Annotated in this window: 15 protein-coding genes; 12 read left to right on the forward strand and 3 right to left on the reverse strand. The window is 64.1% G+C overall.

Going from position 1 to position 12,484, the window contains the following annotated elements; genetic code table 11:
• The first annotated feature begins 62 nt into the window (after positions 1-62).
• From AB7F49_RS10750 to AB7F49_RS10770, 5 genes are read left to right on the forward strand one after another with little or no spacing between them, the layout of a single operon-like run.
• Positions 63-281, forward strand: coding sequence for an AbrB/MazE/SpoVT family DNA-binding domain-containing protein (locus AB7F49_RS10750; RefSeq protein ID WP_428522237.1), 219 nt, complete (start codon positions 63-65; stop codon positions 279-281).
• Positions 281-658 (forward strand): type II toxin-antitoxin system VapC family toxin, encoded by a 378-nt coding sequence (locus tag AB7F49_RS10755; protein WP_428522113.1) that lies wholly within the window; start codon positions 281-283, stop codon positions 656-658. Before AB7F49_RS10750 ends, AB7F49_RS10755 begins: the two co-directional genes overlap by 1 nt.
• 57 nt (positions 659-715) lie before the next feature.
• A complete protein-coding gene (locus AB7F49_RS10760; RefSeq protein WP_428522115.1) occupies positions 716-1,582 on the forward strand; it encodes a VOC family protein in 867 nt (288 codons plus the stop codon).
• Positions 1,583-1,616: 34 nt separating this feature from the next.
• Entirely contained in the window at positions 1,617-2,456 is an 840-nt protein-coding gene (gene kdsA, locus AB7F49_RS10765; protein ID WP_428522117.1) for a 3-deoxy-8-phosphooctulonate synthase, read from the forward strand.
• A 30-nt stretch (positions 2,457-2,486) separates the two neighbouring features.
• Entirely contained in the window at positions 2,487-3,653 is a 1,167-nt protein-coding gene (locus AB7F49_RS10770) for an MFS transporter (RefSeq protein ID WP_428522119.1), read from the forward strand.
• Positions 3,654-3,713: 60 nt separating this feature from the next.
• Here the strand turns inward: AB7F49_RS10770 and queF are convergent, their stop codons facing one another.
• On the reverse strand, positions 3,714-4,181 hold the full coding sequence (gene queF / locus AB7F49_RS10775) for a preQ(1) synthase (protein ID WP_428522121.1): 468 nt from the start codon (positions 4,179-4,181) through the stop codon (positions 3,714-3,716).
• A gap of 95 nt (positions 4,182-4,276) precedes the next feature.
• On the opposite strand from queF, the gene eno reads away from it, so the two are divergent.
• Entirely contained in the window at positions 4,277-5,554 is a 1,278-nt protein-coding gene (gene eno, locus AB7F49_RS10780) for a phosphopyruvate hydratase (RefSeq protein WP_428522123.1), read from the forward strand.
• Between the two features lie 25 nt (positions 5,555-5,579).
• Here the strand turns inward: eno and AB7F49_RS10785 are convergent, their stop codons facing one another.
• Positions 5,580-5,795 (reverse strand): hypothetical protein, encoded by a 216-nt coding sequence (locus tag AB7F49_RS10785; RefSeq protein ID WP_428522125.1) that lies wholly within the window; start codon positions 5,793-5,795, stop codon positions 5,580-5,582.
• A complete protein-coding gene (locus AB7F49_RS10790) occupies positions 5,792-6,118 on the reverse strand; it encodes a DUF4258 domain-containing protein (protein ID WP_428522126.1) in 327 nt (108 codons plus the stop codon). The genes AB7F49_RS10785 and AB7F49_RS10790 overlap by 4 nt, the downstream gene beginning before the upstream one ends.
• A gap of 192 nt (positions 6,119-6,310) precedes the next feature.
• On the opposite strand from AB7F49_RS10790, the gene AB7F49_RS10795 reads away from it, so the two are divergent.
• From AB7F49_RS10795 to lpdA, 6 genes are all read left to right on the forward strand, one after another.
• Positions 6,311-6,628 (forward strand): FtsB family cell division protein, encoded by a 318-nt coding sequence (locus AB7F49_RS10795; protein ID WP_428522128.1) that lies wholly within the window; start codon positions 6,311-6,313, stop codon positions 6,626-6,628.
• A 152-nt stretch (positions 6,629-6,780) separates the two neighbouring features.
• On the forward strand, positions 6,781-7,803 hold the full coding sequence (gene pdhA / locus AB7F49_RS10800) for a pyruvate dehydrogenase (acetyl-transferring) E1 component subunit alpha (RefSeq protein WP_428522130.1): 1,023 nt from the start codon (positions 6,781-6,783) through the stop codon (positions 7,801-7,803).
• Between the two features lie 13 nt (positions 7,804-7,816).
• Complete coding sequence (locus AB7F49_RS10805; RefSeq protein ID WP_428522132.1) at positions 7,817-8,113, forward strand: hypothetical protein; 297 nt, start codon at positions 7,817-7,819, stop codon at positions 8,111-8,113.
• 13 nt (positions 8,114-8,126) lie between these two features.
• Positions 8,127-9,551, forward strand: a complete 1,425-nt coding sequence (locus AB7F49_RS10810; RefSeq protein ID WP_428522134.1) for a pyruvate dehydrogenase complex E1 component subunit beta — start codon at positions 8,127-8,129, stop codon at positions 9,549-9,551.
• A gap of 13 nt (positions 9,552-9,564) precedes the next feature.
• The gene (locus AB7F49_RS10815) at positions 9,565-10,938 is read left to right on the forward strand and encodes a pyruvate dehydrogenase complex dihydrolipoamide acetyltransferase (RefSeq protein ID WP_428522136.1); all 1,374 of its coding nucleotides are present in this window, start codon (positions 9,565-9,567) and stop codon (positions 10,936-10,938) included.
• Between the two features lie 110 nt (positions 10,939-11,048).
• Complete coding sequence (lpdA, locus tag AB7F49_RS10820) at positions 11,049-12,470, forward strand: dihydrolipoyl dehydrogenase (RefSeq protein ID WP_428522138.1); 1,422 nt, start codon at positions 11,049-11,051, stop codon at positions 12,468-12,470.
• The last annotated feature ends 14 nt before the right edge of the window (positions 12,471-12,484 follow it).

Below are 12,484 nucleotides of genomic sequence, written 5' to 3' on the forward strand. Positions count from 1 at the left end.
AGTTGAATCGGCGGCTAGGAATGTTATTTCCTTACCGATCTTCGATCGATGGGAGTTCGGTAATGGCGAGAGATACAGCCAAGCTGTCAGCCAAATTCCAGATCTCCATTCCGAAAGCCATTCGGACCGCGCGGCGTTGGCATGCTGGCCAAGTCTTTGCTTTCATTCCCAAAGGTGAGGGCATGTTGCTCGTGCCGGTGCCCAAGGTGGAGCAACTCGTCGGCTTGGCGCGCGGGGCGAAACCCAAAGATTATCGGGACCGGTCGGAGCGGGGCGTTTGATGCTCCTGGTGGACACGTCCGCTTGGATCGAGTGCCTCATCGACTCTCGACTTGGCGAAAGACTCACGGCAGACCTGCCGGACCGCGCACAATGGTTGGTACCGACCCTGGTCCAACTCGAATTGGCGAAATGGCTTACGCGCGAGATTGGCGAGGATAAGGCCGACAGCGTTATCGCTTTTACCGCAACCTGCGTCGTTGCCGATCTCGATACCGCCACAGTCTTGTCAGCGGCTGAGCTGTCCTCCAAACACAAGCTCGCGACGGCGGACGCCGTCATCTATGCGACCGCCTTGGCTTACGACGCAGAACTTTTAACCTGCGACAGGCATTTCGAAAACCTGCCAGGCGTTCGGCTTGTGTCCAAGGCTGACTGACAACGAAGTCATCCCTTGACTCGACCCACTGACGCACAAGACGGTTGGATATTTCCTATGCCCCGCGGTCTCGACCATATCGTTCATGCCGTGCGCGACCTCGATGTCGGCGCCGAGTTGTACCGTCGGCTGGGCTTCACAGTAGGGGCGCGCAACCGCCACCCGTGGGGCACGCATAACCACATCGTGCAATTGCCGGGTTTCTTCATCGAGGTGCTGACTGTCGCCGAGCCGGACAAGCTGACCGGCGAGGGCATCCCGCAATTGTTCGGTGACTACAACCGGCGCTTTCTGGAGGCAGGCGAGGGGTTCTCGCTGCTCATCCTCGAAAGCCATGACGCCGCGGCCGATGCGCGCGCCTTCGAGGCAGCGAAGATCGCTGCGTCCTCCGCGCTGCGGTTCGAGCGCGAGGGCCAGCGGCCGGACGGGTCGGCGGTGAAGGTCGCGTTCTCGCTCGCCTTCGCACATGATGCGCTTTCGCCGGCGAACGGCTTTGCGATCTGTCAGCAGCATTATCCCGAGAATTTCTGGAATCCGGCGTTTCAGCAGCACGCCAACGGAGTGACCGGGATCGCCGGCGCGGTGATGGTTGCGGACAATCCGAGCGACCATCACATCTTCATGTCGGCGTTCGCGGGAGAGCGGGAGTTGCAGTCGTCGTCGGCGGGGATCACGATCACCACGCCGCGCGGCGACATTCAGGTGATGGCGCCGACAGCGTATTCGGATCATTTCGGAATGGCGGTGCCCGACGTCACAGCGGGCGGGAGACTGGCGGCGCTGCGCCTGACGACGTCCGACCTGGCGGCCACGGACTCCGCCCTGTCCTCGGGCGGGTTTTCACCGGTCCGCCGCATGAGCCGGCTGGTGGTTCCTCCGGATCAGGCGCTCGGCGCGGCCCTCGTATTCGAGGCGGCGCATTGATTCCGCAGCCTGCGCGGCGCATGGTCGAAGGCAAATGGATATGCCTCTGATCCCAAACCCGGTCGTGGATGTCGGCACAGCGCGTTTCGGCAACGATCTGCCGCTCTCGCTGATCGCCGGGCCGTGCCAGCTCGAAAGCCGCGCCCATGCGCTGGAGATGGCCGCCGCACTGAAGGAGATCGCCGGGCGGCTCGGCATCGGGCTCGTCTACAAGACCTCGTTCGACAAGGCGAACCGCACCAGCGGCAACGCCGCGCGCGGTATCGGGCTCGACGCGGCGCTGCCGGTCTTCGCCGAGATCCGGTCCTCGCTCGGGCTGCCGGTGCTGACCGACGTGCATGACGCGGCGCAATGCGCGGCCGCGGCCGAGGCCGTGGACATCCTGCAGATACCGGCATTCCTGTGCCGTCAGACCGATCTCCTGGTCGCAGCGGCCAGAACCGGACGTGCGGTCAACGTCAAGAAGGGTCAGTTCCTCGCGCCCTGGGACATGAAGAATGTGGTCGCCAAAATCACCGGCGCCGGCAATGCGCGGGTGCTGGTGACCGAACGCGGCGTCTCGTTCGGATACAACACGCTGGTCTCCGACATGCGAGCGCTGCCGGAGCTGGCGAAGACCGGCGCACCGGTGATTTTCGACGCCACCCATTCGGTGCAGCAGCCGGGCGGGCAGGGCACGGCCTCGGGCGGGCAGCGCGAATATGTGGCCGTGCTGGCACGCGCCGCAGTCGCGGTCGGCGTGGCGGGGGTGTTCATCGAGACGCATCAGAACCCCGATCATGCGCCGTCGGACGGGCCCAACATGATCGCGCTGAAAGACCTCGCGCCGTTGTTGAAAACGCTGGTCGCCTTCGACCACCTCGCCAAGGGCTGATCGCGCGCGCTTCGGCGCGCCGAAACGACCATGAATCGTGAACTCTTCGTCATTGCGCTGATTGTCTTCGTCACCTCGCTGTTCACCCGCTCTGTCGATCCCGTGGTCCCGCTGATCGCCGACGGAATGGCGGTTCAGGTCGGGACCGCGGCGCTGCTGTCGACCGCATTCGCGCTGCCCTACGCGCTGGTTCAGCCGGTGCTGGGCGCGCTGGGCGACATGATGAGCAAGACGCGGCTGATGAGCGTCAGCCTCGTCATCCTTGTCCTGTCCGCCGCCGTCAGTGCGACCGCACCGAACTTCACCATCCTGATGCTGTCACGGGTCGCGGCGGGCATTGCGTCGGGTGGGATTTTTCCGATCTCGCTTGCCACCGTCGGCGACCGCGTCCCGGTTGCGCAGCGACAGATCGCGATCGGGCGCCTGCTTGCGGCCACGATGACCGGCAATCTGATGGGCGCCTCGCTGGCCGGAATTGTCGGCGATCTCGCCGGCTGGCGCGCGGTTTTCGTCGTCACCGGGCTGCTCGGCCTGATCGTGACGGTCGCGGCGCTGATCGGATTTCGCAAGGCGAGCGACGACAGGCCTTCCGGCTTCGACCTCTCGACCATCGGCCCGAATTATCGCGCCATCTTCGCCAACCCGCATGCGAAAATCTGTTTCGGCGCCGTGTTCGTGGAATCGCTCGTGGTGTTCGGAATCTTTCCGCACATGGCCGCGATTCTTCAGGCAGCCGGCGAAACGCGGGCCTCGATCGCCGGCATCGTGCTGGCGGGCTTTGGAATCGGCGCGGTCGTCTACACGCTGTCCGTGCGCTTTCTGCTCGATGCGTTCGGCGAGCGGCGTCTGATGCTGGGCGGCGGGCTGATCATGGCGGCTTTCCTCCTGATCCTCACGCTCCGGCTGCCCTGGCCGCTGGAATTCGCGAATTTCGTCATGCTGGGTTTCGGCTTCTACTGGCTGCATGGATCGATTCAGGTCTTCGCCACCGAGCTTGCGCCGAAGGCTCGCGGCTCGGCGATGGCGATGCATTCGATGTCGTTCTTTCTCGGACAGGCGGCCGGCCCGGTCATTTACGGGGCCGGTTTCGCAACGATCGGAAAGACGCCGCTCCTGATCGCGGCCGCCGTCATCATTGTTCTGGTCGGCTATGTCTGCTCGCGTACGCTGCGGCGCACGCCGATGGCGACGATCTAGATTCCCGGCATTGACGTGGTTCGTTCACGCGAGCCGTTATCCGCTTCGCTCAAGAACGCATCACCCCCGTCCGCGATAGGGCGCGACCCCCTGATCTGGCGCCCAGACGCCCTTCGGCAGCCGGCCAACCTGCCAGAACACGTCGATCGGCATGCCGCCGCGCGGGTACCAGTAGCCGCCGATGCGCAGCCAGCGCGGCTTGAGAAGCTGGTTCAGGCGCTTGCCGATGCCGACCGTACAATCCTCGTGGAAGGAACCGTGGTTTCTGAATGAGTTCAGGTAAAGCTTGAGCGACTTCGACTCGACCAGGAATTTGTCCGGAACATAGTCGATCACGAAATGCGCGAAGTCGGGCTGCCCGGTGATCGGGCACAAGGCGGTGAATTCCGGCATCGTGAAGCGCGCGACATAATGGGTGTCGGGATGCGGATTCGGGACGCGGTCGAGTCGTGCCGCCTCGGGCGAGGCGGGCAGGACAGCGGGGCGGCCGAGCTGAAGCCCGGGTGGGAGCTTGGATTTGCGAGCCATTCAGCGCTCTTAGCGCGACTTGCGCGCGCGGGTCCATCCTGTACAAGCGGCGCCAATTCAACCCCGCCACCTCTTTTGCAGCCGGATTCTCCGTCATGAGCGCCATCGTCAATATCCTCGGCCGCGAAATCCTCGACAGCCGCGGCAATCCCACCGTCGAGGTGGACGTGCTGCTGGAGGACGGATCGCTCGGCCGCGCGGCGGTGCCCTCCGGCGCTTCGACCGGCGCGCATGAGGCGGTCGAACTGCGCGACGGAGACAAGGCGCGCTATCTCGGCAAGGGCGTGACCAAGGCGGTGGACGCCGTCGAGGGCGAAATCTTCGACGCCATCGGCGGCATGGACGCCGAGGACCAGGTGCTGATCGACGAGACCATGATCAAGCTCGACGGCACGCCCAACAAGGCGCGGCTCGGCGCCAATGCGCTGCTCGGCGTGTCGCTCGCCACCGCCAAGGCGGCGGCGCAAGCCAGCGGCCTGCCGCTCTACCGTTACGTCGGCGGCACGTCCGCGCGCACGCTTCCCGTCCCGATGATGAACATCGTCAACGGCGGCGCGCACGCCGACAATCCGATCGACTTCCAGGAATTCATGGTGATGCCGGTCGGCGCATCCTCGTTCGCGGAGGCGCTGCGCATGGGTGCGGAGATTTTCCATACGCTGAAGGCGGCGCTGAAGGCGGCCGGCCACAACACCAATGTCGGCGACGAGGGCGGCTTCGCGCCCAACCTGCCGAGTGCCGAAGCCGCGCTCGATTTCGTCATGCAGGCGGTGGAGAAGGCGGGCTTCAAGCCGGGCGACGACGTGCTGCTCGCGCTCGATTGCGCCGCGACCGAGTTCTTCAAGGACGGCGTCTATGATTATGAAGGCGAGGGCAAGACGCGCAGCATTGCGCAGCAGGTCGAGTATCTTGCGGGCCTCGTGTCGAAATATCCGATCGCCTCGATCGAGGACGGCATGGCCGAGGACGATTTCGAGGGCTGGAAACTTCTAACCAAAACCATCGGCGGAAAGTGCCAGCTTGTGGGTGACGACCTGTTCGTGACCAACGTCAGGCGCCTCGCCGAGGGCATCAGGACCGGGATGGGCAATTCGATCCTGGTCAAGGTCAACCAGATCGGCACGCTGACGGAGACGCTCGCCGCGGTCGAGATGGCACACAAGGCGGCGTACACCGCGGTGATGTCGCACCGCTCGGGCGAGACAGAAGATTCGACCATCGCCGATCTCGCGGTCGCGACCAATTGCGGGCAGATCAAGACCGGCTCGCTGGCGCGCTCGGACCGCACCGCGAAGTACAACCAGCTCCTTCGCATCGAGCAGGAGCTGGGATCGCAGGCGATCTATCCGGGGCGGAGTGCGCTGAAGGCGTAGTCCCGCCGCTGCTCACAATCTTTCACTACTCCGCCGCGACCGGCTTCAGCTCGAACACGCGGCCATATTTTGCAGCTTCCGCGACGTCACCACGCTTGAGCGCGAGCCGAACGGTGTCGAGCTTGCGAACATCATCGGGCGCGAGATAAGGCGACCAGGCGGTATCGTCCTCGATCAGTTCGACCGGGACCTCCGCGGCGTACTTGCCTTCGTGGACGAATTCTTTCGATGGGCGTGTCATGGCTTCATGCGTCTTTTGAAATCATCCGACCAGCGCTCCGGCGCGGGTCGATAGGCGGTTACGAGTATGGCCGGGCGCCCTGTCTCTCTTGGAACGCCCCACAAGACGTGGATCGGTCTTCCGTCGCGGTCCGGCTGCAATACCAAGACCGACGGCTCCTTACGCGAATTCGGATAGTCTTCGACAACAATGGCTGTCTGGACACCCGCTATCGCGTCTTCGGCAATAATATCATCCGCAGCGAGTTCTCGAAACCCATGGCGTGACACCAAAAAGTCGCCGTTAAGTATGAGCGCTTGCACCCGGCGTAGTGTTTCGCTCATGGCCTTGGCATCTCATTGCTCGCGGCTCACGCTCGCCAGCGCCGTCGGAAACGCGACGAAGTCGTTGTGCTTGCCTCTTACCATGTGCGGCCGCCGCCGTTTAGCCGCCTTGAGACGGAGCGGGTGATCCCAGTTCCGTTGCCGCCTGAGTCCATTAATCCGCCCTTAACATCGCCCGCGCATCTTGCCGCGATGGTTTCGCGCAGACGCGTACGTGGCATCCTGACGGCGCTCGGTCTCTATGTCGTGGCCGGGGCGCTGATCAGCTATTTCGGCTTCCATGCCTTCAACGGACAGCGCGGCCTGCATGCGCGGCACCAGATCGACCTGCAGATGACGGAACTCACCGCCGACCTGGAACGGCTCAAGGCGGAGCGCGTGCAATGGGAGCGGCGGGTTGCGCTGCTGCGGCCCGACCGGATCGATCCGGACATGCTGGACGAGCAGGCGCGCATCCTGCTGAACCTCGCCCATCCCAATGACCTCGTGATGATGGTCAAGCCGCGATAACGCCGCCGGCGTTCAGAATTTCCCGTTGCGACTCAGGCATTTCGCCGCAACCACCGTTGCGCACAGGGCATGGCGCGCGCTTTAATCCGGCCGCGAATTCCGCTAAGTGACTGTCTCGCACAGCGCAGCGCAGGAAGCGCCAGGGTATCCCGATGGCCGTAGCCAAGAAGACGACAACGTCCACCGATCCCGCCGACAATCCGGCCGGGCCTGCCGAGTTCACCAGGGATCAGGAGCTATCCGCCTATCGCGAGATGCTGCTGATCCGAAGATTCGAGGAAAAGGCCGGCCAGATGTACGGCATGGGCCTGATCGGCGGCTTCTGCCATCTCTATATCGGGCAGGAAGCGGTCGTGATCGGCATGCAGATGGCTCTGAAGGAGGGCGACCAGGTCATCACCGGATACCGCGACCACGGCCACATGCTGGCCTGCGGCATGGACTCCAAGGGCGTGATGGCCGAACTGACCGGACGCCGCGGCGGCTATTCCAAGGGCAAGGGCGGCTCCATGCACATGTTCTCCGTGGAGAAGGGTTTCTATGGCGGCCACGGCATCGTCGGCGCGCAGGTCTCGCTCGGAACGGGCTTGGCCTTCGCCAACCGCTATCGCGAGAACGACAATGTCTGCCTGACCTATTTCGGCGACGGCGCCGCCAACCAGGGCCAGGTCTATGAGAGCTTCAACATGGCGGAGCTCTGGAAGCTGCCGGTGATCTACATCATTGAGAACAACCGCTACGCGATGGGCACCTCGGTGCAGCGCTCGTCCGCGCAGCAGGATTTTTCGAAACGCGGCGCTTCCTTCAACATCCCGGGCGAGCAGGTCGACGGCATGGACGTTCGCGCGGTGAAGGCAGCGGGCGACAAGGCGGTCGCCTGGTGCCGCGAGGGCAATGGCCCCTACATTCTCGAGATGCAGACCTACCGCTACCGCGGTCATTCGATGTCGGACCCGGCGAAATATCGCACCCGCGACGAAGTCGAGAAGGTGCGCTCCGAGCAGGACCCGATCGAGCAGGTGCGCCAGCGCCTCCTCAAGAACAAATGGGCGAGCGAGGACGAACTGAAGAAGGTCGATGCCGAAGTCCGCGCCATCGTCAATGAGGCGGCCGAGTTCGCGACCGTCGATCCGGAACCCGATCCGTCGGAACTCTATACCGACGTGCTGCGCTGATCGGTTGTCGCTGATGTCGCCCGTCGCCAAGATCATGGTTGCGATCGCCGCCCTCGGCGCTCTTGCGATCTGGGTCTATGGCGCACTTGCCTATATCCGGACGCTGCAGGCGATCCGTGCGAGCGACGAGAATGCCGGGATGACCTGGCATGCGATATTCAACTGGCTGGGCGCCTCGGGGCGTCTGAAGGGTGAGGCGGCGCTTCATGCCGCGAAAGTCAACAGGGCGGTCTACGGCTTCCTGATCTGCGTGGTGGTCGCGGCCGCCGCCGCGATCTTCACCGCCGTCCCGTCCGAACCGGTGCGATAACGAAAGAGCGTCCATGCCGACCGAAGTCCTGATGCCCGCGCTCTCGCCCACGATGGAGAAGGGCAACCTTGCCAAGTGGCTCAAGAGGGAGGGCGACACGGTCAAGTCCGGCGACGTGATCGCCGAGATCGAGACTGACAAGGCCACCATGGAGGTCGAAGCGGTCGACGAGGGTACGCTCGGCAAGATCCTGGTGCCGGAGGGCACCGCCGACGTCGCGGTTAACACCCCGATCGCGGTGCTGCTGGGCGACGGCGAGGATGTGTCCGCGATCAAGGCCGGGGCGCCGGCCGCCGCCAAATCCCAACGTGCGGAGAGCCAGGAGTTCCAGGAATCGAAGGCCCCCGACGCGCCGGAGTCCGAACAGCCGCAGGAGAAGGGCGAGCCGGTATCCGCGGTCGCCGCGCCGCCGAAGCCGCAGGAAGAGCCCGAGCCCGACGTTCCGGCCGGCACCGAGATGGTGACGCAGACCGTGCGCGAAGCTCTACGCGACGCGATGGCCGAGGAAATGCGCCGCGACGAGAAGGTCTTCGTCATGGGCGAGGAAGTCGCCGAGTATCAGGGCGCCTACAAGGTCACCCAAGGGTTGCTGCAGGAATTCGGCGCGCGGCGCGTGGTCGATACGCCGATCACCGAACATGGCTTTGCAGGGCTTGGCGTCGGCGCAGCGCTCGCTGGCCTGAAGCCGATCGTCGAATTCATGACCTTCAATTTCTCGATGCAGGCGATCGACCAGATCATCAATTCGGCGGCGAAGACGCTCTACATGTCCGGCGGCCAGATGGGCGCCTCGATCGTGTTCCGTGGACCGAACGGCGCCGCGGCACGCGTCGCCGCCCAGCACAGCCAGGACTTCTCGGCCTGGTATTCGCACATCCCGGGTCTGATCGTGCTTGCGCCCTACACCGCGGCCGACGCCAAGGGGCTGCTCAAGTCCGCGATCCGCAATCCCAATCCGGTGATCTTTCTCGAAAACGAGATTCTCTACGGCCAGTCCTTTCCGGTGCCGAAGCTCGACGATTTCGTCCTGCCGATCGGCAAGGCCAAGGTGGTGCGGCCAGGCAACCACGTCACCATCGTCTCGTTCTCGATCGGCATGACCTATGCGCTGAAGGCCGCCGAGGAACTCGCCAAGAAGCACATCTATGCCGAGGTGATCGACCTGCGCACGCTGCGTCCGCTGGATGACGCGACCATCATCGAGTCGGTGAAGAAGACCGGCCGGCTGATCACGGTGGAGGAGGGCTGGCCGCAGAACGGCATCGGCGCCGAGATTTCCGCCCGCGTGATGGAAAAGGCGTTCGACTGGCTCGATGCGCCGGTGATGCGCGTCACCGGCAGGGACGTGCCGATGCCGTATGCCGCCAACCTGGAAAAGCTGGCGCTGCCTTCGGTCGCAGAGATCGTCGATGCGGCCAAGGCCGTGACTTATCGTTGATTGGATACGCACAATGCCGATCGACATCCGCATGCCCGCGCTCTCTCCCACGATGGAGAAGGGCAATCTTGCGAAGTGGCTCAAGAAGGAGGGCGACGCCGTCAAGTCCGGCGACGTGATTGCCGAGATCGAGACCGACAAGGCCACGATGGAAGTCGAAGCCGTCGACGAGGGCACGCTGGCGAAAATTCTGGTCGCCGAAGGCACCGCCGATGTGCCGGTCAACGAGGTGATCGCGGTGCTGGCCGGCGACGGCGAGGACGTGAAGGCGGCGGCCAGCGGCGCGAAGGCGGCTCCTGCCGCGGCGCCGGCGGCGCCGAAAGTCGAAGACAAGCCGAAGCCTGGTCTCGCCCAGAACGCTCCGGCTGCATCACCTGCATCAACGCCTGCAGCGACCTCAAAGCCTGCCGCGCCTCAAACGCAGCCGGTCAAGGCCAACGGGAGCACCCGCATCTTTTCCTCGCCGCTGGCGCGCAGGCTCGCGAAGGACGCTGGCCTCGACATCGCGCGCATCGAGGGCAGCGGTCCGCATGGCCGCGTCATCGCGCGCGACATCGATGCGGCGAAGTCCGGCAAGGGGTTGAAAGCTGCGCCGGCGGCCGCGCCAGCCAGCGCCGCGACATCAGGAGCGGCGGCAACTCCTGCGATGAGCGATCAGCAGATCCTCGGCCTGTACGAGCAGGGCACCTACGAGAGCGTGCCGCATGACGGCATGCGCCGCACCATCGCGCAGCGCCTGACCGCCGCGACCAATTCGATGCCGACCTTCTACCTGACGGTGGATTGCGATCTCGGCAAGCTCTCCGCCGCGCGCGAAGAGATCAACGCTGCATCGGCTAAGAACGCCGAGGGCAAGCCGCTCTACAAGCTCTCGGTCAACGACTTCGTCATCAAGGCGATGGCGCTGGCTTTGCAGAAAATCCCGGAAGCCAATGTGTCATGGACGGAAAGCGCGATGCTCCGTCACAAGCATTCCGACATCGGCGTTGCCGTGGCGTTGCCGTTCGGGCTGATCACGCCGATCATCCGCAAGGCCGAACTCAAGACGCTGTCGGCCATCTCCAACGAGATGAAGGATCTCGCCGCGCGCGCCAAGGCCAAGAAGCTGAAGCCAAACGAGTACCAGGGCGGCTCTTCCTCGGTGTCGAATCTCGGCATGTACGGCATCAAGGACTTCACCGCGGTGATCAACCCGCCGCAATCGTCGATCCTTGCGGTCGGCACCGGCGAGGAGCGTGCCGTGGTGCGCAACGGGCAGATCGTCGCCGCGACGATGATGAGCGTGACGCTCTCGTGCGATCACCGCGCCATCGACGGCGCGCTCGGCGCGGAGCTTCTGGTGGCGTTCAAGAAGCTGATCGAAAATCCGGTGATGATGGTGGTGTGACTTCCTCATGTCCGCGCTGGTCGTGGGCATCCACGTCCTTGTTGATGCGCGCAAGACGTGGATGGCCGGGACCAGCCCGGCCATGACCGTTAGGAAAGCGACGGATTTCAATGGCAGATACCAGTTTCGACATCATCATCATCGGCGCGGGCCCGGGCGGCTATGTCACCGCGATCCGGGCGGCGCAGCTCGGCTTCAAGGTGGCCGTGGTCGAGCGCAGCTATCTCGGCGGCATCTGCAACAACTGGGGCTGCATCCCGACCAAGGCGCTGCTGCGGTCGGCCGAAATCTATCATTACATGCAGCACGCCAAGGATTACGGCCTGTCCGCGGACAATGTCTCCTTCGACCCGAAGGCGGTGATCCAGCGCTCCCGCAATGTCGTCAGCCGCCTCAATACCGGCGTCGGCTTCCTGATGAAGAAGAACAAAATCAGCGTGATCTGGGGCGAGGCGTTCATCGACGCGCCGGGCAAGATCACAGTGAAGGCGTCGGCCGTCGAAGCGCCGAAGGGCTCGCTCGGGCCGGGCAGCTATCAGGCGAAACACATCATCGTCGCGACCGGCGCACGCCCGCGGGTGCTGCCGGGCCTTGAGCCGGACAAGAAGCTCATTTGGACCTACTTCGAGGCGATGAACCCTGACCGGATGCCGAAGTCGCTGCTGGTCGTCGGCTCCGGCGCCATCGGCATCGAGTTCGCGTCGTTCTACCGTACCATGGGTGCGGCGGTGACCGTGGTCGAAGTGCTGCCGCAGATATTGCCTGCGGAGGACGCCGAGATTGCCGCCTTCGCGCGCAAGCAGTTCGAGAAGCAGGGCATGACGATCCTGTCCGGCGCCAAGGTCGCAAAGCTCGACAAGAAGGCCGACAGCGTGGTCGCTACCATCGACGATGGCAAGGGCAAGACGCAGACGATCGAGGTCGACCGCGTCATCGCGGCGGTCGGCGTGGTCGGCAATATCGAGAATCTCGGGCTGGAAAAGCTCGGCGTGAAGACCGACCGCGGCACCATCGTGATCGATGGGATGTGCCGGACGAATGTGCAAGGCATCTACGCCATCGGCGACGTCGCCGGTCCGCCGATGCTCGCGCACAAGGCCGAGCACGAGGGCGTCATTTGCGTCGAGGCCATCAAGGGCCTGCATCCGCACGCGATGGACAAACTGCTGATCCCGGGTTGCACCTATTGCACGCCGCAGGTCGCCTCCGTTGGCCTCACCGAGCAGGCGGCGAAAGGCAAAAAGCTCGACATCCGGATCGGACGCTTTCCGTTCATCGGCAACGGCAAGGCGGTCGCGCTCGGCGAGGATCAGGGGCTCGCCAAGGTGATCTTTGACCGGAAGACGGGACAACTCCTTGGTGCGCACCTGACCGGGCCGGAAGTCACCGAGCTGATTCAGGGTTTCGTGATCGCGATGAATCTCGAGACCACGGAAGAGGAGCTGTTCCACACCATCTTCCCGCATCCGACCCTGTCGGAGACGATGAAAGAGGCCGTACTCGACGCCTATGGTCGCGTGCTGAACATGTAGCTGTCAGTCGGAGG

Origin of the sequence: Pseudorhodoplanes sp. (assembly GCF_050250235.1) — a bacterium.
GTDB lineage: Bacteria > Pseudomonadota > Alphaproteobacteria > Rhizobiales > Xanthobacteraceae > Pseudorhodoplanes.